This window comes from Stenotrophomonas sp. 85239_Sma (assembly GCF_056481725.1).
On sequence record NZ_CM151163.1, the window covers coordinates 1,533,971 to 1,555,595 of the forward strand.

Genomic DNA, 21,625 nt, shown 5'->3' on the forward strand with positions numbered 1-21,625 from the left:
TCGATTCGATCCCGTGCCGACCAACGGTCGGCACCCACCAACAGCAGCGGGAATCTGTCGAAGGCGGGGTGGGTCCGGTTGCGGGGGCGTGAGCCGCATGGATGCGGCGACCGAGCTTACATGGACGTACTTGCAGCGTCCCCCGCAACCGGATCCACCCCGCCTCCCCTCAGGAGGTCAGCTTCTGCTGTTGCTCTGGCTTCGGCTTCTGCAGGTGCAGGGCGCCGCCCTGCCGCTTACTCCAACCCCTGCAGCGGCACCTTCGCCAGGATCCGCGCCCACGGGAACAGCGGCCCCGGATCGCGCTTGCGTGCCACCCTCAGTGCCGCGTCGTCGCTGGCTGGCACCTGCTCCAGGTCCAGCTGGTCGTGCCCGGCAATCCGCCGCAGCGACGGGTAGCGCGCTACCAGCGCCAGCAACAGCTGCTCCAGCGCCTGCAGCTGTGCTTCGGTGTAGGGCTCGTCCATCGCCTGCTGGCGGCTGTCGAACCAGTGCGGGTAGCGCCCGGTGTTGACCAGCTCGATTCCCAGCGTATGTGCGTTCATGCCGCGCACGTGGTGGGCCACGCGTTCCGGTGCCACGTACTGCACTACGCTGCCATCGCGGTCGATGTAGAAGTGGCCGCTGTTGCCGGCACCGCTGTCGTACAGCACGCGCTCGCCGTAATCGCGGGCCATCGCCAGATCGGGCAGCTCGGTGCAGTGGATCACCACCATCTCCAGCGTGGCCGGGTCGCGCAGCGGCAGGCGGTCTTCGTAAGGCAGGGGCTGCAGCTGCAGGCCGGGCAGGAGCGGGTTGGGCATCCGGCGATGCTAGCATTGCGGCATGAACCTGCCTCCCTTTTCCTCGTTGGCCCGCTCGCACGGAGCACGTGCATGAGCCGCGGCCACTGCATCCTGTCGCATGGCTTCGAGAGCGGCCCGGAAGCGACCAAGGTCACCGCACTGGCGGATGTGGCGCAACGGCTGGGCTGGACCCACGAGCGCCCGGACTACACCGACCTGGACGCGATGAGCGAGGTCAGCCGCGTAGGCGACGTACCGACCCGCCTGCGCCGCCTGGTCGAGCGCACCGCCATCGCGGCACAGCAGGGCCCGGTGGTGCTGGCGGGCTCCAGCCTGGGCGCCTACATCTCGGCCATCGCCTCGCTGCAGGTGCCGGTGGCCGGCCTGTTCCTGATGGTGCCGCCGACCACCATGGGACCGATGCCGGCGCTGGATGCCGCCGCGGTGCCGACCACGGTGGTGCAGGCCTGGCATGACGACGTAGTGCCGGCCGCCGGGGTGATCGCCTGGGCGCAGGCGCGTTCGGCACAGCTGCTGCTGGTCGACGATGGCCACCGCCTGGAGCACCACGTGGAGGCCTCCGCGCAGGCCTTCGAGCGCCTGCTGCGCCAGCTGTGAAGCCCGGGCGCACGGCGCGCCCGCCCGCATTGACTACAATGGCAGCCCCGCCGCCCCCGGCGCGGGCCTGCCGGCCGTGACTACGGCCCTCCTTTCCGACTGGCCCGGCTCCTGTGCCGCGCCCGACCACCTGCGAACCGATCCCGTGAAATTCTTCGTCTCCTGCGCCAAGGGCCTGGAATACCTGCTTGCCGATGAACTGTCGGCCCTGGGCCTTGGCAAGGCCACTGCCACCATTGCCGGCGTCAACGCCGAGGGCGAACTGGAGCAGGCGCTGCGGATCGTGATGTGGTCGCGCCTGGCCAGCCGCGTGCTGTGGCCGATCGACGAGTTCGAATGCCCGGACGAGCAGGCCCTGTATGACGGCGTGCGTGCGCTGCCGTGGCACGAGCACATCAAGCCGGAGATGACCCTGGCGGTGGACGCGCACGTGTCCGGCGACAAGATCACCCACGCCCGCTTCGCCGCGCAGCGGATCAAGGACGCCATCGTCGACCGCATGCGCGACGAGGGCCTGGAGCGGCCATCGGTCAACACCGACCTGCCGGATGTGCGCGTCAACCTGTCGCTGCGCAAGGGTCGTGCCTCGCTGTCGATCGACCTCGGCGGCGGCCCGCTGCATCGCCGTGGCTGGCGCGGGGCCGCCCACGAGGCACCGCTGAAGGAAAACCTGGCCGCCGCGTTGCTGCTGCGCGCTCAGTGGCCGCGCCTGCACGCCGCCGGTGGTGGCCTGCTGGACCCGATGTGCGGCAGCGGCACGCTGCTGATCGAAGGCGCGCTGATGGCCGCCGACGTTGCTCCCGGCCTGATGCGCCATGGCAGCCTGCCGCCGAGCCGCTGGCTGGGCTTCGACAGGGCCGCCTGGAAGACCATCCAGAGCGAAGCGCGTGACCGTGAGGCCGCGGGCCTGGCCGCGCTGAAGCCGGTCATCCACGGCAGCGACATCGACCCGACCGCGATCCAGGCGGCGCGCGAGAACGCTGAGGTCGCGGGCGTCGCCCATGCGATCCGCTTCACCCGCGCCGATGTGGCCGATCTGGCCGCGCCGGAGCAGGGGATCGGTGCGGTGGTCTGCAACCCACCGTACGACGAGCGCCTGGCCGCCGACCCGGCGCTGTACCGTGCGCTGGGCAACGCCCTGCAGAAGGCCGTGCCGCAGTGGCGTGCCAGCCTGCTGTGCGGCAACGACGAGCTGGCCTTCGCCACCGGCCTGCGCGCGGGCAAGAAGTACCAGATGTTCAACGGCGCGCTGGAATGCGCGCTGATCGTCTGCGATCCGATCGCCGTGCCGGGGCGTGATCCGGCACAGCCGCGGGAGCTGAGCGAAGGCGCGCAGATGGTGGCCAACCGCCTGCGCAAGAACCTGAAGAAGTTCAAGAGCTGGCGTGCCCGCGAGGACATCACCTGCTTCCGCGCCTACGACGCCGATCTGCCGGAGTACGCGGCGGCCATCGATGTCTACGAGGAAGACGGTGGCAAGCGCCGTACCTTCCTGCACGTGCAGGAATACGCCGCACCGGCGGCGATTCCCGAGAACGACGTGCGCCGCCGCCGCAACGAGCTGCTGGCGGCAGCGCGCGAAGTGTTCGGCGTGCCGCCGGAGCAGGTCTCGATGAAGTCGCGCGAGCGCGGCAAGGGTGGCAGCAAGTACGGCCGCTTTGAACAGCGTGACGAATTCATCGTGGTGCGTGAGAACAACGCGCTGCTGCAGGTGAATCTGTTCGACTACCTGGACACCGGCCTGTTCCTCGACCACCGCCCGCTGCGCCGGATGATGGCCGAGCAGGTGCGTGGCAAGCGCTTCCTCAACCTGTTCTGCTATACCGGCGTGGCCAGCGTGCAGGCCGCGGTGGCCGGAGCCGCCAGCACCACCAGCGTCGACCTGTCGGCGACCTACCTGCAGTGGTGCTACGACAACCTGGCGCTGAACGGGCAGGGCGGAAGCCAGCACCTGCTGGTACAGGCCGATGCGATGGCGTGGCTGGAAGGCGACCGTGGCCAGTACGACGTGATCTTCTGTGACCCGCCGACCTTCTCCAACTCCGCACGCGCCGATGACTTCGACGTGCAGCGCGAGCAGCTGAAGCTGCTGCGTGCGGCGGTGGCGCGCCTGGCGCCGGGCGGCGTGCTGTACTTCTCCAACAACTTCCGCCGCTTCAAGCTGGAAGAAAACGCCATTGCCGAGTTCGCCCAGTGCCGCGAGATCACCGCGCGCACGATTGGTCCGGACTTCGAGCGCAATGCGCGCATCCACCGCGCGTGGGAACTGAAGCGGTTGGGTTGAGCCGATGCCCGGGGTCGGATCCCTTGCGCGAAGCGCAGGGGCTCTGACCCCATCCGGATCTACGTACCAGGGGGCAGAGCCCTTGCGCTGTGCGCAAGGGATCCGACCCCGATGGCTCTGCTACACCAACGCCGCCAGCAGCCCGGCCACGGGCAGCGCGATCGCCAGCGATGCGATCCACTTTGGCCGGTACGGGTACAACCCGAACGACAGCACCACGCCACCCAGCGTCATCGTGCCCAGCCACAGCACCGGGCCCATCGCCCAGCCGTGGTCGACCACGCATAGTGCGAACGCCACCGTCAGCAAGGCCCAGCCCAGTACCCGCCACTGCATGCGTCGTGCCGACGAGGCTGCAGCCTTGCCGTGCAGGTCGTGCTGGTGCTTTTCCATCGCCAGCGACAACGCGGTGAACGCAGAGAACGAAAGGGTCAATGCCAGCAGCATCATGCGCTGGCCTCCGCTTCGGCGGTTTCCGCAGCGTCCACCGCGGCCTTGGGTGCCGCCGCAGCGGCACGCTTCTTCTTTTCGGCCGCAGACAGCGGTGGCGTCCAGCGCTGCATGCGCCAGCCGCACAGCGCCAGCATCGCACCGAACGCGATCATCGACAGATCGACGCCGGCCAGCACCCAGTCGCCGTTGCGCAGGGTGACGCCAAGGTGGGCCTGCGTGGTCAGCGCATTGACCGCCGGCACCAGCGCGAACGCGGCCGCGCCCAGGTACAGCTGCCAGGCCCACATCATCCGCTTCGGCCAGATGAAGGCGGCCAGCAGCGCACCGCCCCAAGCGTAGAAGAACACGTTGGCTTCCGCACTCGAGCGCTCGGCAATGTCCAGCGGCAGCAGACGGTTGCCCCAGAAGTAGGCGGCAAAGGCAATCGGCAGGCCAGCCACGGTGCCGATGTTCAGCGCGTCGACCAGCCGCAGGCCGAAGCCGATGCGGCCGCTCTTGGCATGCTTGGGCCGTTCCTTCACTGCCCACAGCACCACGCCGCTGGCCACCATCAGGCAGCCGACCAGGCCGGACAGGAAGAACAGTGCGCGCAGGCCCCAGTCGGCGAAGCGCGCCAGGTGCAGGCCGTACAGCACGCCACGGGTGGCGGTGGCGCCGCCGGAAGGGGGCGTTTCCCCCAGCAACGTGCCGTTGACCATGTCATAGCGCAGCGCCGGGGTGTCGGTGGACAGGCGCTTGCCGTCGCGCTGGCGGATGTCGATCACCGCATTGGCCGCGCCCGGGTTGGACACGGTGAAGCCGGCCACTTCCACGCCGTGCCAGTGGGCGCGGGCGCTGTCCAGCAATTGCGCGATCGGCAGCGGCGCGGCGCGGCCTTCGGCCGGCGCGGTCACTTCCGGCATGCCGCCGAAGGCTTCGCCGAAGAACTTGTCCTCGTCCTGCGGATAGGCGACCTTCACGCCCCACGGCAGGTACATGATCATCAGGGTGACGATGCCGGTATAGGTGATCATCGCGTGGTAGGGCAGGGCCATCACCGCGCTGACGTTGTGGAAATCGAGCCAGGAACGCAGGCCCTTGTCCTTGCGGAAGGTGAAGAAGTCCTTGAAGATTTTCTTGTGGGTGATGACGCCGGTGATGATCGCCACCAGCATGAACATTGCGCAGAACCCCACCAGGTAGCGTGCCCACAGCACCGGGATGTAGTGCAGGTCGAAGTGCAGACGGTAGAAGAAATCACCGCCACGCGTTTCGCGTGCCTTCAGTGCCTGGCCGGTGTTGGGGTCCAGCGTGGCATCACCAAAACCACCGCGGCGGCCACGGCTGGGGTCGGCCAGCTCCGGTGGCAGCCGCCAGAACATCTGCATGGCCGGGTTGCGCGGCTGCGGCAGGGTGACGAACCAGTTCTCGGCCTGCGCGGCGTTGGCCTGCAGGTAGTCCACCGCGCGCTGCGCGGCGACATCGATGCTGACGTTGCTGGAGGGCAGCTCCGGGCGCATCCAGCGGCTGATTTCCTCGCGGTAGTAGCTGGCCGTGCCAGCCATGAAGATCAGCAGCAGCAGCCAGCCGACCAGCAGGCCGGTCCAGGTGTGCAGCCAGGCCATCGACTGGCGGAATCCGTTCTTCATGCCCAGGCCCCCAGCATGCGCGCGACGACTGCCATCAGCAGGGTGGGCGCGAGGATGCCGACCCACGCACGCAGCGCACTGCGGGTGGCGAACGCCCACAGCGGCGCGCAGGCGGCCACCAGGATCGCCAGCAGCATCCCGGTCAGCACGGTCTGCCCGCGCGCACCGGGCAGGGCCACTGCGCAGAACACGCTGGTTACCGAGGCCAGCGCGTAGCCGCCGAAGATCGCCGCCAGCGAGCGTGACAGCACGCTCCAGCGCGGGTTGGAGAAGAAGGTGCGGGGGCTGGCGGTTGCGGGCGAGCGGTCCACGGCATTCCTGCAGGTTTCAGTGAAAAGGAACCGGCGCACCGCAGCGCGCCGGGGTTGGCCCTCCGTGGCCGGGCGCCGGTCGCAGAACCGGTGCCATCCATCGAGGATCAGAGCTTCCAGCGCAGTGTCATCGTCACATTGCGCGGTTCGCCCCAGAACACGCCGTCATAGAAACCGACGCGGTTGTAATACTTCTTGTCCAGCAGGTTGTTCACGTTCACCTGCGCGGTGAAGTTCTCGTTGAAGCGATAGCCCGCCGACAGGTTGAGCAGGTAGATGTCGCCTTGTTCGATTGCCACCCGGTCGCGCTTGCCGCTGGTCAGGAAATCCGCACGCGGCTTGTTGCTCAGGCTCCAGATACCGCTCTGCCAGGTGGCGCCACCGCCCAGCCAGAAGCGGCCTTCAGCGCCGCCCGGTCGCCAGCTGGCGTTGAGGCGGAACAGATCGACCGGGATGACGGTGTTCTGGCGCACGCCCTGCGCATTGCGGCTGACGGTGTGGGTAAAGCCGGCCGCCAGGTTCCAGTTCTCGCCAAGGCTGCCTTGTGCTTCGATCTCCCAGCCCTTGACCTTGTTGCCCTTGCCGGTGGAGCGGTAGGCACTGGCCCCTCCCGGCAGCGAGTTTTCCGGCACCGAGTCATCGAGCTCGGCAACGTTGTCCTTCTGGCCCTTGAACACGGCCGCGGAAGCATTCAGCAGACCGTCGAAGAACTCGGCCTTGACGCCGGCTTCCCACATGTCACCGACCACCGGTTCAAGATAGTTGTTGTCCCGGTCACGGTAGTTCTGCGGCTGGAAGATGTCGGTGTAGCTGACGTAGCCGCTGAAGTAGCGGTTGAAGTCGTAGATGAAGCCGGCATACGGAGTGAGCGAGTCGTCCGGCTTGTAGCCGCCGCGCCGCGTATCGGTCAGGCGACCGGCGGCGTCATGGGTGTAGTTCCAGGTGCGCGTTTCCCAGCTGCCGTAGCGCGCGCCGAGCACCGCGGTCAACGGATCGGCCAGCTGCAGGCGCGTCGCCAGATAGGCCGCGCGCTGGCGCAATTCGTCTTCAGAAGCCAGATAGCCCAGGCGGGTGACCTGCAGCGGCGCGACGTCGCCGTTCCAGCGGTGCCAATCCGGTACACGGGTGTAGCTGTCCGGGTAGGCAGCGGTGTCGGTGGCAGGCACTTCACCCTTGCGCACCGATTGGCCGAAACCGAGCACCAGCTCGTGTTCCCGGCCGAACAGCCGGAACGGACCACCGACGTTGAAGTCGAACACCTGCATGTCGCCGTTCTCGCCGAAGCTGCCGACGAAGGCGCTGATGCCGCTGCCATCGGCATTCGGGTAGCCGGAGGCCCCGTACCACACCGCACCGTCGGTTTCGCGCTTGGAGCGGGTATAGGCGGCCTTCGCGGTCCAGCCGTTGCCCAGCTGCTGTTCAAGGCGTGCGAATGCGCTCTTTTCGATGATCGGCCAACTGCTCCAGCGTGCGGACAGGTTGGTCGAGCGCGGCAGGTTGGCGGGCTGGCCATCGGACCCCCAGTACGGCACCACGCCCCAGGTCACGCCCGTGGTGCGCGGCGACTGGTACTCGTAGCCGGCCTCGAGCAGGGTCGTGTCGGTAATGTCGGCCTGGACGATGCCGTAGAACACGTCCTTGTCCAGTTTGTAGACATCGCGGAACGAGTCGCTCTGCTGTTTGGCCGCCACCACGCGCGCGCGGATGCGGCCGTCGAGCGCAACCGGGCCACCGAGGTCGGCCTCCAGGCGCTGGTTGCCCCAACGCCCGAGGGTCAGGTTGGCGCTCATCTGGAAGCTGTCGGTAGGACGCTTGCGCACGAAGTTGATGGTGCCGGAGGGATCGCCGGCACCGGTGGTCAGGCCGGTTGCGCCGCGCACCACTTCGATGCGGTCGTAGATCACGCTGTCGGTGTTGGTCTTGATGTAGCCACCGAAGGTATTGAGCATCCCATCGACCTGGAAATTGGTGATGTTGTAGCCGCGCGAGACGTAGTTGATGCGCTCGCTGTCGGTGACCGATACCGCCACGCCGGTGACCTGGCCCATCACATCGGACAGCGAGAACAGGCCCATGTCGTCCAGGCGCTGGCGGGTGACCACGGTCATCGACTGCGGCGTCTGGCGCAGCGACAGGCCAAGCTTGGTGGCCGTGCTGGCACGCTTGACCGTATAGCTGTCGACGATATCGCCGTCAGCGGTGACCTGGACCGTATCCAGCGTGCGCGCGGAAGGATCGGCAGTGCCGTCGGCGTGGGCCAGCGGGGCGATCATCAGTGCGGTCACGGCCAGGGCCAGCAGAGTGGGACGAGGGAGGTTCAGCGGCGTTGCCATCGGTGCGATTCCATGCAGGACGAAACAGGCGATGGAATGCGCAGACGCAGCCGCCGCGTGCTTCGCGCACGCCGCCCCGCGAGTCCCATCGACGGTGCGCCGCCCGCTTGGTGCGGGCGACCCGGTAGTCGGGGGATGTACACGGGCGAAGGGGCGGGTGGGTGCGTGCTTCCGTGCCCCGCTTGGCTAAGCGTACAACCGATCAGCAAATGATAGGCATTCGCATTTCGTTAATCAAGCGTGACGGATTCTCCCCACGCAGGGCGTGCATCGACAGCCGGATGGGTTCCTAGAACCTGAACACCACCGTCGCCGCATGCAGCAACAGGCCGATCAGCCCGCCTACCAGTGTGCCGTTGAAGCGGATGAACTGCAGGTCGCGGCCCACGCTCAGTTCCAGCTGCTCGACCAGGTGCCGCTCGTCCCAGCTCTTCACGGTCTGCGCGATATGCGTGGTCACGCCCTCGCGCAGGCGGCCGGTCAGGCGCTGCGCACCCTCCAGCAGGTGCTGGTTGAGGGCCTCGCGCAGGGCCGGGTCGGCCTGCAGGCTGCTGCCCAGCGAGGCCAGGCTGCGCTGCAGGTGGCCGACCAGCGCCGAGTCCTCGCGCTGCAGGTCCGCGCGCAGGCCGGCGTGGATGCGCGCCCACAGCCCCTGCACGTACTCCTGCAGGGCCGGGTGGTCGATCATTTCCTGCTTGAGCTGTTCGATGCGCTCGGCCAGGGCCGGGTCCTCGCGCAGGCGCTGCACGTAGTTCTGCAGCCAGCTTTCGTAATCCTGGCGCAGCGGGTGCTGCGGCTCGGCCAATACCTGCTGCAGTTCTTCCAGCACTGCCCGCGCCAGGCGCTCGGCCAGGCTGTCGCCAATCTCGTCGATCGGCTTGACCCAGTTCACCGTGCTCGACAGCGTCGGCCATTCGCGCTGGATGTAGCGCACGATCAGCTGCGATGCGCGTTCCTTCACCTCTGGCTGCTCCAGCCAGCGCCCCAGGCGCTGCAGGCCCTCGTCCAGCACGCGCTGGTGGCGCCCGTCGGCGGTCAGCAGGGCCAGCAGCTCACCGGCGGTGGCGGCGGCATTCCACTGCCGCAACTGCTGCACCACGAAGGCATGCAGCTGCCGGCGCACCGCGGTTTCGTCGAAGAAGTCCAGTGCCTGCAGGGCCCAACCACGGGCCATGTCGGCCAGCATCCGCGAGCGCGCCGGGTCGGCCAGCCAACTGCCGAGACGGCTGGCCGGATCGAACACCTGCAGCTTGGCCAGCAGCACCTGCGGTTCCAGGAACTGGTCGCGCACGAACAGGGCGAGGCTGTCGCCGATGCGTTCCTTGCTGCGCGGGATGATCGCGGTGTGCGGAATCGGCAGGCCCATCGGCCGCCGGAACAGGGCAACGACGGCGAACCAGTCGGCCAGTGCGCCCACGGCTGCGGCCTCGCAGAACGCCGAGACCCAGGCCCAGATGCCGCGTTCGCCTTGCCAGTGGCTGACCGCGAAACCGGCCAGCATCAACAGCAGCAGGCCCAGCGCGAGGGCTTTCAGGCGCCGCAGCTGTGCGCGGCGCGGATCGTGGGCAGGCGTCATGCCTGAAGTCTACCTGCCAGCGGATGAGCAACGGGTAGTGCCAGCCGCTGGCCGGCATCGGCAACGCACCCGGAACGTTCATGGGGTTGCCGGCCAGCGGCCGGCACTACCCGCTGGTTCAGAGTGCTTCGAGCTGCTTGCGCAGCGCGGCCAGCTGCGCGCGCAGGGTGTCGTTCTCGCGGGTCAGCGCGACCACGCGGCGGCGCAGTGCCGGTGCATCCTCGCCCAGCTGCTCCAGCGCCGACAGAACCTCCGCGTCGCGGCTGGCGATCTGCTCCTCGTCCACTTCCTCGAAGTCCATCTCGGCCGGTTCAGGCTTTGGCGCGCGCGGCTTGCGCTTGGACTCGCGCACGCGCTTGGCGGCCTGCTTCAGCTCGTCCTTGCCACCGGCGGCGGCGGCACGCTGCTCGTCTTCCGGCAGGTCGGCCACGGCGGCGGCAGCGCTGATCGAGATCACGCCGGCCTTCACCGCTTCCACCACCTCGGCCGCGGCCTGGGCATGGATGCGTTCGATCATGCCGACCTGGCTGGTGCTCAGCTTGGCCTCGCGGGCCAGTTCGGCGCGGCTGATCTTCGGTGCCGGTTCCCACGGCGGGCTGTCCTCGCCGGCATCCTCGGCGACGTCGGCGGTGCCATCGCTCTCGCGCTGCAGCTGCGCCTGCTCGACCTGCTTGCGGGCGGCCAGGATGTCGCGCTTGCGCAGCGCCAGCACGCCGCGCTGGAAGTCGGACACGCTGCGCCGGCCCAGGTGCTGTTCGATCATCCACAGGTGCACGTCTTCCATGCTCTGGAAGCGGGTGTTCTGCACGGTGTTGAAGGGCAGGCCGTGCTTCTGGCAGATGCCGAAGCGGTTGTGGCCGTCGACCAGCACATCGCCCCACAGCACCAGTGCATCGCGGCAGCCTTCGGCCAGGATGCTGCGCTCCAGCGCGTCATGTTCGTCCGCGGTCAGCGGGTCGATGTAGGCCTTCAGTTCTTCTTTGACGACGATATCCATGGGCACGGCAGCGAGCAGGAGCGGAACCGCCGATTGTACCCGCTCGCTACCCCCGGCCAGGGCTCAGGCGGTGGCCCGGATCATCTCGCCCAGGGTGCCGGTGATCTGGTCGATCTGCGCCTTGTCCACGATCAGGGGCGGCGACAGCGCGATGATGTCGCCGGTACAGCGCACCAGCAGCCGGCCATCGTGGAAGCAGCGCCGGAACACCTCGTAGCCACGGCTGCCGGGGGCATCGCGGCGCGGCGCCAGTTCGACCGCGCCGACCAGCCCGAAGTTGCGGATGTCGATCACGTTGGGCAGGCCCTGCAGGGCATGCAGGCGTTCCTGCCAGTATTCGCCCAGTTCGATGGCACGCTCGAACAGGCGTTCCTCGGCATAGACCTCCAGCGTGGCCAGCGCTGCGGCGCACGCCAGCGGATGGCCCGAATAGGTATAGCCATGGAACAGCTCGATGGCCTGTGGCGGTGCCTGCATCAGGGTTGCATGCACGGCGTCGCTGGCCAGCACGCCGCCCAGCGGTACTGCACCGTTGCTGACCGCCTTGGCGAAGGTCAGCAGGTCCGGGGTGACCCCGAAGCGCTGCGCAGCGAACGGCATGCCGACCCGGCCGAAGCCGGTGATGACTTCGTCGAACACCAGCAGGATGCCGTGGTGATCGCACAGTTCGCGCAGGCGCTGCAGGTAGCCCGGCGCGGGCAGGATCACCCCGGCCGACCCGGCGATGGGTTCGACGAATACGGCGGCAATCGTCGAGGCATCATGCAGCGCGATCAGTCGTTCCAGGTCGTCGGCCAGCTCCGCGCCCTGGCGTGGCAGGCCCCTGCTGAACGCATTGCGCTGCAGGTCCAGGGTATGCCGCAGGTAGTCGACGCCGCCCAATTGCAGGCCGAACGCTTTGCGGTTGTTGGGCAGTCCGCCCAGCGCCATGCCGCCGAAACCGACCCCGTGGTAGGCCTTCTCGCGGCTGATGAAGCGGGTGCGCTGGCCCTCGCCACGCTGGCGGTGATAGGCCAGCGCGATCTTCATCGCGGTATCCACCGCCTCGGACCCGGAGCTGGTGAAGAACACATGGTTGAGCGGGGCAGGTGCCAGCGCGGCCAGCCGCTGCGCCAGCGCGAAGGCCGGCGGCGAGCCCATCTGGAAGGCTGGCGAGTAGTCGAGGGTGCGTGCCTGCTCGACGATGGCCTCGACGATGCGCGGTCGTGCGTGGCCAGCATTGCAGCACCACAGGCCGGCGGTGCCGTCGAGGATCTGGCGGCCGTCGACATCTTCGTAATGCATGCCTTCGGCGCGTACCAGCATGCGCGGGGCGGCCTTGTACTGGCGGTTGGCGGTGAACGGCATCCAGTACGCGTCCAGTGACTCAGGGCGCTGGGTGGCCAGGTCGTGCAGGTCGCTTTCGGGACGCTTCATGCCAGCTCCATCGGGTCCGATGCGACGAATGTAGCGCAGCCGCGTCACGGTGGAGTCGCGGCGGTCCCGGTATAACCAAGGCTCGTTGAATGTTGGAGCTTCCCATGGCCGATTTCCCCGACCGCAGCCACTGGCAGGCGTTGGCGCTTCAGCTGTCGATACCCGGCCAGGCCTTCATCGACGGCCGTTATGTCGATGCGGCCAGCGGTGCCCGTTTCGACTGCATCAGCCCGATCGACGGACGTGTGCTGGGGGCGGTTGCCGACTGCGACGCGCAGGACGTGGAACGTGCGGTACTGGCCGCGCGGCGCAGCTTCGAGGCGGGGCACTGGGCACAGGCCAGTCCGGCCCACCGCAAGCGCGTACTGCAGGCCCTGGCCGCACTGGTTGAAACGCACGCCGATGAACTGGCGCTGCTGGAAACCCTGGACATGGGCAAGCCCGTGCGTGACGCCCGCCGTATCGACCTGCCCGGCGTGGTGCGCTGCCTGACCTGGACTGCCGAGGCCGTGGACAAGCTGTATGGCGAGGTCGCGCCCACCGGTCCGCACGAACTGGGACTGATCACCCGCGAGGCGGCGGGCGTGGTGGCGGCCATCGTGCCGTGGAATTTCCCGTTGCTGATGGCCTGCTGGAAGATCGCGCCGGCGCTGGCGATGGGCAACTCGGTGGTGCTCAAGCCTTCGGAGCGGTCGCCGCTGAGTGCGCTGCGGCTGGCGGCGCTGGCCATCGAGGCTGGGCTGCCGGAGGGCGTGCTGAACGTGCTGCCCGGCCACGGTGCGCGCGTCGGTGAACCGCTGGCCCTGCACATGGACGTGGATGTGCTGGCGTTCACCGGTTCCACCGCCACCGGCGCAAAGCTGCTGGAGTATTCCGGCCGGTCCAACCTCAAGCGGGTCTGGCTGGAGTGTGGCGGCAAGAGCCCGCACGTGGTGTTCGCCGACGCTCCCGATCTGGACGCGACGGCCAAGGCCGTGGCACAGGGTATCTTCTTCAACCAGGGCGAGGTCTGTACCGCCGGTTCGCGGTTGCTGGTACAGCGCTCGATCCGCGAGGATTTCGTGCACCAGGTGGTTGCCTACGGCCAGCACATGCAGCCGCGCCACCCGCTGGACGCCGACGCACCGATGGGCGCGCTGGTGGATGCCGCGCATCTGCACAAGGTGATGGGGGATATCGCGCGTGCCGAAAGCGAGGGCGCCCGCTTGCTGCTGGGCGGTCATCGCGCCGAGGTCGAGGCAGGTGGTTGCTATGTGCAGCCCACCGTGTTCGACCAGGTGAGCCCGGACCAGGCACTGGCGCGCGAGGAAGTGTTCGGGCCGGTGCTGGCTGTGCTGGGCTTCGATGACGAAGCCGAAGCGGTGCGCCTGGCCAACGACAGCCGCTACGGCCTCGCCGCCGGGCTGTGGACCCGCGATCTGGGCCGTGCCCATCGCGTGGCGCGCCAGCTGCGTGCCGGCAGCGTCTGGGTGAATGGCTGGGATGGCGGCGACATGACCGCACCGTTTGGAGGCTACAAGCAGTCCGGCAACGGGCGGGACAAATCGCTGCATGCGTTCGACAAGTACAGCGAGATCAAGGCCACCTGGATCCAGCTGTAACGACGCGGCTGCTCGACGCTGCAGAAGAATGGCGCCTGCCATCCTGGTTGGCATCGGTGTCGGCTGAAACCATCGCCCCGTGCGGCCACCGGCCCGTGGCAGAATCGGGCGATCCGCCGTTACCCGTGTTGCCGATGTCGACGATCACCGCTGCCGCGCCGCCCGTGAATTCTCCCCGCCGTGTCCTGCTGGCCAGCCTGATCGGCACCACCATCGAGTTTTTCGATTTCTACATCTACGCCACGGCCGCAGTGCTGGTGTTCCCGCACCTGTTCTTCCCGGACAGCAGCGAACAGGCTGCCCTGCTGCAGTCACTGGCAACCTTCGCGGTGGCGTTCATCGCACGCCCGGTGGGCTCGGCGGTGTTCGGCCATTTCGGCGACCGAATCGGCCGCAAGGCTACCCTGGTCGCTGCGCTGCTGACCATGGGCCTGTCGACGGTGCTGATCGGCCTGCTGCCCACCCATGCGCAGATCGGGCTGTGGGCACCGGCGCTGCTGGCGCTGTGCCGTTTCGGCCAGGGCCTGGGGCTGGGCGGCGAGTGGGGTGGGGCGGTGCTGCTGGCCACCGAGAACGCACCACCGGGCAAGCGCGCCTGGTACGGCATGTTCCCGCAGCTGGGCGCACCGCTCGGCTTCCTGTTGTCGGCCGGCATCTTCCTGGTGCTCGGCCGCTGCCTGAGCCAGGCCGATTTCCTGCAGTGGGGCTGGCGCATTCCGTTCGTGGCCAGCGCGTTGCTGGTCGGCCTTGGCCTGTGGGTGCGCCTGAACATCCACGAGACACCGGATTTCAAGAAGGCGCTCGAACGCAAGGCGCCGGTACGGCTGCCGATGTGGACGGTACTGCGTGACCATCCGGTGCCGATGCTGCTGGGCACGCTGGGCGCGTTCGCCACCTTCGTGCTGTTCTACCTGATGACCGTATTCAGTCTCGGCCATGGCACGGCGGTGCTGGGCTACAGCCGTGAGCAGTTCCTGCTGATGCAGATGGCCGGCATGCTGTTCTTCGCGCTGGGCATCCCGTTGTCGGCGCGCTATGGCGACCGCTGGGGCACGCGCCGCACGATGATCGTGGCCAGCGTGCTGATCATCGGTTTCGGCGTGCTGTTCGCACCGCTGTTCCAGCCGCACAGCCCCGGGCTGGTCACGGCGTTCCTGTGCCTGGGCCTGTTCCTGATGGGGTTGACCTACGGCCCCTGCGGTACCTTCCTGGCCGAGATCTACCCGGTGGAAGTGCGCTACACCGGCGCCTCGCTGTCATTCAACCTGGCCGGCATTCTGGGTGCGGCACCGGCGCCGTACCTGGCCACCTGGCTGGCCGAACGCTTCGGCCTGGTCGCGGTCGGCTACTACCTGTGCCTGACTGCGGCAGCGACCCTGTGCGCGCTGGTGGCACTGCACCGGCGCGCGCTGCGGCTCAGCCAAAGAAGCGCTTGAGCGTGCGCCCCAGCCAACCGCCGCCCTGGTGTTCGCGGGCGAACTGGTTCAGGTGCGCCTTGACCTGTTCGGCGTAGGCCTGGTCATCGCCGCGGATGTGGTTGAACAGCCAGCGCGAGAGCATGGTGCGCAGTTCGTCGCTGATGTCTTCGCCGGCCTGGAAACGCATGCGGTATTCCGACACCCGCTTGATGAAGACCTCATGCACACGCTTGTGCGCGGCACAGAACGGGTAGCCCGCTTCCTCCATCAGCTCTTCCTCGAACGCGAAGTGCGACATGGTGTAGTCGACCACCTCGTCGATCACTTCGCCCACCGCCGCGCGCTGCAGGCTGGCCTGGGCCACGTGCAGGTGGTTGAGCATCTCGATGATGCGGCGGTGTTGTTGGTCGATCACATCGATGCCGATGTTCAGATCGTCCTGCCAGACCAGTAGTGCCATCCCCGGCTCCCCTTCATGCCTATGTCGGGGCCGACTGTAGGGCTGCCGTGCGGGAACGGCGTTGATCTGGATCAAAGCGGGCCGGTCAGGGCAGGGCAGGCTCGCGCGGGCGCAGCGGGCTGGCCACCGTGGTGCAGCTGACCCGGTTGCGGCCACCGGCCTTGGCCAGGTACAGCTGGCGGTCGGCTTCGGAGATCAGCCGGTGCAGTGCATCACGCTGCGGGCGCAGGCAGCACAGGCCGATGCTGACGGTCATGCGCAGGGTGGCGGCGCCGATGTCCACTTCCAGCGCAGCAATACGCTGGCGTAGTTCTTCGAAGTACTGCAGTGCCTCATCCTGTTCCATGTCCGGCACCAGAAGGCAGAACTCCTCGCCACCGAAGCGTGCGATCAGGTCCTGGCTACGGGCGTGCGCGGCCACCGCACCGGCCACCGCGCGCAGCGCGTCGTCGCCGGCCTCGTGGCCGTGGGTATCGTTGATGTGCTTGAAGTGGTCGATGTCGATCATCGCCACCGCCACGCACTGGCCGTGCAGCTGCAGCTGCGGCAGCTGGCGTTGGCTCTGTTCCAGGAAACAGCGACGGTTGGGCAGGCCGGTGAGGAAATCGCGGGTGGCCAGGTCCTGCAGGGTGCCGATCAGTTCCAGCTGGTCGACGTTCTGCGAGACGCGGCAGAAGAATTCCTCGCGCGAGAACGGCTTGCGCAGGAAATCGTTGGCGCCGTTCTTCAGGAAGCGCGGGATCAGCGAGGCGTCGGTGTTGCCGGAAATGCCGATCACCGCCACCTTGTCGCGCGAGCGCAGGGTGCGCAGGCGGCGGGTGAACTCCACGCCCTGCATGCCGGGCATCTCCTGGTCGACCACCGCCAGGCGGATCGCAGGATGCGCCTCGATCGCGGCCAGGCCCTCGTTGCCGTCAGCGGCCTCGTGCACCTCATGGCCATACATGCGCAGCAGGGCGGCGGCATAGCCGCGCGCGGACGGCGAATCGTCGACTACCAGCGCGGCAATGCGGCGGTTGCGTTCCAGCCGCTGCACCAGCCACACCAGGTAGTCGATGCTGCCCGGGGTATTCTTCAGCACGTAGTCGATGATCTGCTGCTGCAGCACGCGCTTGCGCAGGTCCTCGTCGTAGACGCTGCTGACCACCACTGTGGGCAGGCCGCGCTTGAGGAAGAACTCAACCACCGTATCGCGGTCGCCGTCGGCCAGCACCAACCCGGTCAGCACCAGGAACCAGCCGCCATCCTCGCTCAGCAGGCGATCGGCCTCGGCCAGGGTGGAGGCGATCACCACCGGCAGTTCCAGGCGCTGCTCGATGGCTTCACGCAGCATGCCGGTGAACGCACGGGAGTTTTCGACCAGCAGGATCCGCTGCGGCAGCGGATCGGCCAGGTCGCCATCGACGGCGGCCTGCGGCAGGACGGGCATGATGCGGTGGCTCACGGAGGAGGGCTCGGCACCGATAGCGGCGGTTTCGGACGCAACTTTAGCCGGGGCACTCGGTTGTGGACAGATCTGCCCTGCACGGTTCCGGAGGGGGCACCGGGCATCTTTGGGAGAACAGGGTGAGGATCGGAGGGATTCCCTTCATGGCGCTTGCAGTGTGGCGTGGTTATGCTGGGTCGCGCCACACCTGCTGGTGGCTTGGGCACGACTGCGTCGAACGAAGGAACCCTTCAAGCGAGGTCGAGAGCCATCCAGTCGTGGGGTGGCGAAACGGAATTGCCTGAAGTTGTCTTTCCAACCATCCATGGGGGTGAGCGTGAGATTTTCTGAATTGCGAGTATTGCTTCCTGCTGCTGTCCTGCTTTCCATGTCCGCTTTCAGCGCATCGGCGTGTTGCCCAAGTGGCGACAACGGAATCCCGATGGCTCAGAGCGGTTTGGGGCAGGCTCTGCCGGTAGCCACGAACCTGAGTTCGAATCCAAACTGGCTTGTGTACGGATTTGAACGTGATGGGATCAGTTACTACCAAGTGAACGATCTATCGGGACAGGTCGTACTGATCGTAGGAAATGTCGATGCCACGTTCTGGACGCTTCCAGCGGGCAATAGCGCTGCAAAGGTGTCTTTGCCTTCGCATCGACTGCGTCTGCCTGAAAAGGGTGTCCGACGCGTGGTGTTCCAGAGTGCTCAGTTCTCGTTGGTTGTCTATGGGGAAGGCGCGAGCGCTGTTTGGGTCGTCGAATCCGTGGATGCCGCAGGCTGAGGGCATTCTTCGCTGGTGCCACGACAGGGCACATCGACGAAGCAGGGGCCGGGGAGCCGGCTCCTGTCATCCATGATCTGATCGTTCCGGCTTGCATTCTGGTGGCTGGCGACAGTCAGGCTATGTCCACTCGGCTTGTCCACGCAGCTTGCATACTGCTTTGCGCGCTGCTGGTCGCTGTTTCCAGAAGCAGCACGCGTACGCGGTTCCCGTTGCAGTGCACTTTTCCGCCATAGGCTTGTGCACGAGAGCTCAGGCGTTCAATAGCCAACCTTGTGGTGTCGACGAGCAGTTCGCGATCACGGTCCAGCAGAGCGATTCTGAGCAGAATTCCTTGTTGCCCTTTCAGTCTCCCGCAACGAGCACGTATCTGGATCTGCCCTTGCTCCTGTTTGAGCAGTAATGAGACGGCCTCGGTGAGTGTGCGGTAGGCCGCCAATTGCAGGGCAATACTCAATCTGCAGGGATCCCCGGTCAGGAGGGGAGACGTGACCCTGTGAGTCTGATCCCAGCTTTCACGAATGCCGCTGACCTGCAAGGCCAGGTAGAGCCCAACGTGCTCGACTTCGGTCGGGTACACCATGCTGGTCAATTCGCGGAACTGGCGGGAATGCGCGGTGGACGTGAGAAGCAGATCCAGCGCCGGCGAGTGATGGCCGTGTGCCTTCAACAGATCGACTGTCTTGTTCAAGGAAACTTCGATGCCATCCGCAATTCTCCTGAGATCCAGGGCGCGCTCCCGCAGATCCATTTCGCTCGCCATGTGAGCGGACCTTGATAGTCGAGCAGCCTGGTGTCCGTCTGCGTCTCTACGCCCCCTCTGATGATAGTGACGGGTGATCCGCGAGCCGAGTGCCAGCAGCCCCGTTCCTGTAATGGCGATCAACTGCTGCGTTGTGAACGTTCGCTCATCGTATGAGCCAAGGAGGCCGGATGTAGGAGTGACCACCGCAATGAGGATGTTCAACAGGGGAACACCGATGGCCGCTCCCTGCCAGCCATGAATGCACGTCAACACGATCACGGGCAGTGCCATGGTCAACTGCAGACTTGTCTTGCTCGCATCCGATAGGCCAGGCGCCATTGCGGTAACTAGACCGAGCCCCAGCATCACTGCAAGAGCGGCGACTGTGGGAGGAGAGCGCCAGAGCCTCCATTCGTACATTGCATGGCGTCTGCTCCAGAGTACTGCGAGCGGTGCGACGGTCAGAATGGCGATGTAGTCACCGAGGACGAAGCGCACAGCCCTTGTCGCAACCGGCACACTTGAAGGGTTCTCTGAAAGCAGATGAGACAGCCCAAGCTTCAATGCAGTGGCAACTATGGCGGCTGAAACTGCGACTGAAAGCAGCCATCCATCTGCCTTTGCAGTCATGAATTTCCGATGCGCATACACAACCAGAGCTACGGCCGGCAGCAGGAACGCCGAACCCAGGATTACCCACGCAAGTCCATAGTCATCTATCAGCGGGTAGCGCAGTTGTGCGAAGAACGCGTATTCGCCAATAAGCAGGTAGGGCCAGAGGCGAGGTGGACACACAAGCAAAGCCGCTACACGAATGCCGGCAGGCAGGTAAAACTGGTCCAAAGAAACCCGCCAGGCGGCCCAACAGGTGATCGCGTACATCGCGGCAATCGCCAGCCCCAAGGGCCGTACGCGAAACGTCAGCTCAATTCCCCTTTTCCACCAATTCAACCCAAGCCTCCATTGCTCGTGACATGGCGGCGGCCCCATTGCTTGCTTGAACTCGCCATTGGGTGACAGTATCGATAGAAGCACGGGGGCGCAATCACACGGTGGTGCGCAGTCCTGGCGGGGGTAAGGGGGGCGCCGAACAAAGATCACTTTCGAGTAGTGATCGGCATCTCGTTTCCTTGGGGGAGTCAGGTCGCGGCCCGTGGGGCGCCTGGATCGATGGAGCGTGTACCTCCCCCCAAAGCCTCGTTGGCATTCGCCTGGCGGGAATCTCCCTGCGCGTCCGTCAACACGATCCTGAGCCTGTTGCCCGTCATGTCCAGGTGGCCACCTTGAACCAGGATTCGGCCTAGCAAATGCTCATTTGCTAGTTCCGTGGTCCGGGTTCCCAGTGATTCGTTTCTGCCCATCAGGGCGATGCAGATGAATACACCAGGCTTCTGGATGAAATTTCCGCATCGGATACTGACAGAAATCTGTCCGGATTCGCATTTCAGTAGAAGTGATACCGCATCAACCACGAGTCGATAGGCCGCAAGCTGCAGGCCGACCCCGAGCGCGCAGGGGTCACCCGTCAACCTCGGTTGGCCGATTCGATGCGTGGCAATCCACGCCTCGCGCACCCCACCTGCCTGCAGTGCAACGTACAAGCCCAGCCGTTCCAGGGCGGCCGGATAGATCATGCTGGCCTGGGCCCGGAACAGGCGTGAATGCACCTCCGAGGTATGCCGCAGGCTGTCGGCCACGGCGTGATGACCCTGCGCATGCAGCCAGTTCACCATTTCGTTCAGCGACAGGTCCATGCCATCGCCCAGCTGGCGCAGATGGGCCGCGCGCTCACGCAGGTCCATCTCGCTGGCCAGATGTGAATTCCGAGCAAGCTGCAGAGCCGCCCGGCCATCTTCCTCGCGCAACCGGTGCTGGTTCTGGAAGTGGGTGATGCGCGCGCCCAGCAACAGCAGGGCGATGCTGGCGATGGCCATGGCCTGCTGGGTAGCGAAGGTAGCCGGGTCGAATGCCGTCGGATGGTCGGCGGGGGTGCTCAGGCCAAGAATCATGTTAACGGCGGCGACACCAATGGCAGCACCACGCCATCCCAGCAGGCAGGTCAGGGCGATTGCGGGAATAGGCAGAATCAGCAACAACTGCAGCGAGCCAGGCGCCGTGATCGAGGCAGTTACCGGAGTCGCCTGCAGGCCAACGACCAGCATGGCTGCGAGTGCTCCTGCCACAGCAGCAACGGACCGGGGCGTCCATTGCTCCTCGGCGCGACGGATCCAGAGCAGTGCGAGTGGCGCCAGGATGAGGATGCCGGTGAAGTCACCCAGTGCATAACGCAGCACATTGGTGAGAAATGATGCGTTATGCAACGGTTCCCAGAGCAGGTAGGAAGCTCCCAGGTTGAGCAGGCTGATGACCAGTGCGGCGCATATCGCAATGGAGATCACGCCGACGATCGTTGTGCGTGCCAGCAGCTTTCGGTGCAGGCGCACGATCAGCATCACGGCAGGCATCAGGAACACCGAGGCCAGGATCACCCAGGTCAGGTTGTATTTGCTGATCAGGAGGATGCGCAGATGCGCGAAGTAGGCGTATTCACCAATCAGCAGGTAGGGCCACAGTCGAGGCGGGCACAACAGCAATGCGGCCACCCGTACGCCGGCAGGCAGGAAGAACTGGTCCAGTGACAGCTTGCGCGCACCCCAGCAGGCGAGGGCATAGAGCAGCGCCAGCGCCAGCCCTTCGGGGCTGACCCGTATCCTCACCAGCAGGCCGTCTTTCCACCACTGCATCCACGTGCTCCCCAGCTCCTGCGCCGATTATGTGGGCGGGAAGGGT

17 protein-coding genes are annotated in these 21,625 nt (G+C 66.4%); 5 read left to right on the top strand and 12 right to left on the bottom strand.

The window, feature by feature from the left end:
* Positions 1 to 236: 236 nt before the first annotated feature.
* A complete protein-coding gene (locus tag ACYKG1_RS07185; protein WP_262227135.1) occupies positions 237 to 803 on the bottom strand; it encodes an N-acetylmuramoyl-L-alanine amidase in 567 nt (188 codons plus the stop codon).
* Between the two features lie 72 nt (positions 804 to 875).
* Here ACYKG1_RS07185 and ACYKG1_RS07190 point away from each other — a divergent pair, with 72 nt between their 5' ends.
* Together ACYKG1_RS07190 and rlmKL are read left to right on the top strand one after the other, a co-directional pair.
* Positions 876 to 1,403: an alpha/beta hydrolase gene (locus ACYKG1_RS07190; RefSeq protein WP_049399884.1), complete on the top strand. Its 528-nt coding sequence runs from the start codon at positions 876 to 878 to the stop codon at positions 1,401 to 1,403.
* Positions 1,404 to 1,548: 145 nt separating this feature from the next.
* The gene (gene rlmKL / locus ACYKG1_RS07195; protein WP_262084480.1) at positions 1,549 to 3,687 is read left to right on the top strand and encodes a bifunctional 23S rRNA (guanine(2069)-N(7))-methyltransferase RlmK/23S rRNA (guanine(2445)-N(2))-methyltransferase RlmL; all 2,139 of its coding nucleotides are present in this window, start codon (positions 1,549 to 1,551) and stop codon (positions 3,685 to 3,687) included.
* A 120-nt stretch (positions 3,688 to 3,807) separates the two neighbouring features.
* Here the strand turns inward: rlmKL and ACYKG1_RS07200 are convergent, their stop codons facing one another.
* The 7 genes from ACYKG1_RS07200 to aptA all read right to left on the bottom strand — a co-directional run bounded on the left by ACYKG1_RS07200 (position 3,808) and on the right by aptA (position 12,401).
* Positions 3,808 to 4,137, bottom strand: a complete 330-nt coding sequence (locus ACYKG1_RS07200; RefSeq protein ID WP_100471800.1) for a DUF3325 domain-containing protein — start codon at positions 4,135 to 4,137, stop codon at positions 3,808 to 3,810.
* The gene (locus tag ACYKG1_RS07205) at positions 4,134 to 5,768 is read right to left on the bottom strand and encodes a PepSY-associated TM helix domain-containing protein (protein WP_478472241.1); all 1,635 of its coding nucleotides are present in this window, start codon (positions 5,766 to 5,768) and stop codon (positions 4,134 to 4,136) included. Before ACYKG1_RS07205 ends, ACYKG1_RS07200 begins: the two co-directional genes overlap by 4 nt.
* Positions 5,765 to 6,079, bottom strand: a complete 315-nt coding sequence (locus ACYKG1_RS07210) for a DUF3649 domain-containing protein (protein ID WP_262084478.1) — start codon at positions 6,077 to 6,079, stop codon at positions 5,765 to 5,767. The genes ACYKG1_RS07205 and ACYKG1_RS07210 overlap by 4 nt, the downstream gene beginning before the upstream one ends.
* 107 nt (positions 6,080 to 6,186) lie before the next feature.
* The gene (locus tag ACYKG1_RS07215) at positions 6,187 to 8,412 is read right to left on the bottom strand and encodes a TonB-dependent siderophore receptor (protein WP_262084477.1); all 2,226 of its coding nucleotides are present in this window, start codon (positions 8,410 to 8,412) and stop codon (positions 6,187 to 6,189) included.
* A 289-nt stretch (positions 8,413 to 8,701) separates the two neighbouring features.
* On the bottom strand, positions 8,702 to 9,988 hold the full coding sequence (locus tag ACYKG1_RS07220; protein ID WP_100471804.1) for a DUF445 domain-containing protein: 1,287 nt from the start codon (positions 9,986 to 9,988) through the stop codon (positions 8,702 to 8,704).
* A gap of 118 nt (positions 9,989 to 10,106) precedes the next feature.
* Positions 10,107 to 10,985, bottom strand: coding sequence for a ParB N-terminal domain-containing protein (locus ACYKG1_RS07225; protein ID WP_262227129.1), 879 nt, complete (start codon positions 10,983 to 10,985; stop codon positions 10,107 to 10,109).
* Positions 10,986 to 11,048: 63 nt separating this feature from the next.
* Positions 11,049 to 12,401, bottom strand: coding sequence for an omega-aminotransferase AptA (gene aptA / locus ACYKG1_RS07230; RefSeq protein ID WP_478472242.1), 1,353 nt, complete (start codon positions 12,399 to 12,401; stop codon positions 11,049 to 11,051).
* A gap of 104 nt (positions 12,402 to 12,505) precedes the next feature.
* On the opposite strand from aptA, the gene ACYKG1_RS07235 reads away from it, so the two are divergent.
* The gene (locus tag ACYKG1_RS07235) at positions 12,506 to 14,002 is read left to right on the top strand and encodes an aldehyde dehydrogenase (protein ID WP_478472243.1); all 1,497 of its coding nucleotides are present in this window, start codon (positions 12,506 to 12,508) and stop codon (positions 14,000 to 14,002) included.
* 134 nt (positions 14,003 to 14,136) lie between these two features.
* Positions 14,137 to 15,438, top strand: a complete 1,302-nt coding sequence (locus ACYKG1_RS07240) for an MFS transporter (protein ID WP_100471808.1) — start codon at positions 14,137 to 14,139, stop codon at positions 15,436 to 15,438.
* On the opposite strand, the gene ACYKG1_RS07245 is transcribed toward ACYKG1_RS07240, so the two are convergent.
* On the bottom strand, positions 15,419 to 15,880 hold the full coding sequence (locus ACYKG1_RS07245; RefSeq protein WP_100471809.1) for a bacteriohemerythrin: 462 nt from the start codon (positions 15,878 to 15,880) through the stop codon (positions 15,419 to 15,421). The genes ACYKG1_RS07240 and ACYKG1_RS07245 overlap by 20 nt on opposite strands.
* Before the next feature lie 85 nt (positions 15,881 to 15,965).
* Positions 15,966 to 17,309, bottom strand: a complete 1,344-nt coding sequence (locus tag ACYKG1_RS07250; protein WP_478472718.1) for a diguanylate cyclase — start codon at positions 17,307 to 17,309, stop codon at positions 15,966 to 15,968.
* Between the two features lie 334 nt (positions 17,310 to 17,643).
* Between ACYKG1_RS07250 and ACYKG1_RS07255 the strand changes: the two genes are divergently transcribed.
* The gene (locus ACYKG1_RS07255) at positions 17,644 to 18,090 is read left to right on the top strand and encodes a hypothetical protein (RefSeq protein WP_478472246.1); all 447 of its coding nucleotides are present in this window, start codon (positions 17,644 to 17,646) and stop codon (positions 18,088 to 18,090) included.
* A gap of 115 nt (positions 18,091 to 18,205) precedes the next feature.
* Here the strand turns inward: ACYKG1_RS07255 and ACYKG1_RS07260 are convergent, their stop codons facing one another.
* Positions 18,206 to 19,786, bottom strand: a complete 1,581-nt coding sequence (locus ACYKG1_RS07260) for an MASE1 domain-containing protein (protein WP_478472247.1) — start codon at positions 19,784 to 19,786, stop codon at positions 18,206 to 18,208.
* A gap of 188 nt (positions 19,787 to 19,974) precedes the next feature.
* The gene (locus ACYKG1_RS07265) at positions 19,975 to 21,579 is read right to left on the bottom strand and encodes an MASE1 domain-containing protein (RefSeq protein ID WP_478472248.1); all 1,605 of its coding nucleotides are present in this window, start codon (positions 21,577 to 21,579) and stop codon (positions 19,975 to 19,977) included.
* Between the last annotated feature and the right edge of the window lie 46 nt (positions 21,580 to 21,625).

Bases quoted from the DNA above. Each gene is read 5' to 3' on its own strand.
- ACYKG1_RS07205 (WP_478472241.1), bottom strand. From the start codon at position 5,768: ATGAAGAACGGATTCCGCCAGTCGATGGCCTGGCTGCACACCTGGACC.
- ACYKG1_RS07235 (WP_478472243.1), top strand. From the start codon at position 12,506: ATGGCCGATTTCCCCGACCGCAGCCACTGGCAGGCGTTGGCGCTTCAG.
- ACYKG1_RS07225 (WP_262227129.1), bottom strand. From the start codon at position 10,985: ATGGATATCGTCGTCAAAGAAGAACTGAAGGCCTACATCGACCCGCTG.
- ACYKG1_RS07245 (WP_100471809.1), bottom strand. From the start codon at position 15,880: ATGGCACTACTGGTCTGGCAGGACGATCTGAACATCGGCATCGATGTG.
- ACYKG1_RS07220 (WP_100471804.1), bottom strand. From the start codon at position 9,988: ATGACGCCTGCCCACGATCCGCGCCGCGCACAGCTGCGGCGCCTGAAA.
- ACYKG1_RS07250 (WP_478472718.1), bottom strand. From the start codon at position 17,309: ATGCCCGTCCTGCCGCAGGCCGCCGTCGATGGCGACCTGGCCGATCCG.
- ACYKG1_RS07200 (WP_100471800.1), bottom strand. From the start codon at position 4,137: ATGATGCTGCTGGCATTGACCCTTTCGTTCTCTGCGTTCACCGCGTTG.
- ACYKG1_RS07185 (WP_262227135.1), bottom strand. From the start codon at position 803: ATGCCCAACCCGCTCCTGCCCGGCCTGCAGCTGCAGCCCCTGCCTTAC.
- ACYKG1_RS07240 (WP_100471808.1), top strand. From the start codon at position 14,137: ATGTCGACGATCACCGCTGCCGCGCCGCCCGTGAATTCTCCCCGCCGT.
- ACYKG1_RS07265 (WP_478472248.1), bottom strand. From the start codon at position 21,579: ATGCAGTGGTGGAAAGACGGCCTGCTGGTGAGGATACGGGTCAGCCCC.
- ACYKG1_RS07215 (WP_262084477.1), bottom strand. From the start codon at position 8,412: ATGGCAACGCCGCTGAACCTCCCTCGTCCCACTCTGCTGGCCCTGGCC.
- aptA (WP_478472242.1), bottom strand. From the start codon at position 12,401: ATGAAGCGTCCCGAAAGCGACCTGCACGACCTGGCCACCCAGCGCCCT.
- ACYKG1_RS07190 (WP_049399884.1), top strand. From the start codon at position 876: ATGAGCCGCGGCCACTGCATCCTGTCGCATGGCTTCGAGAGCGGCCCG.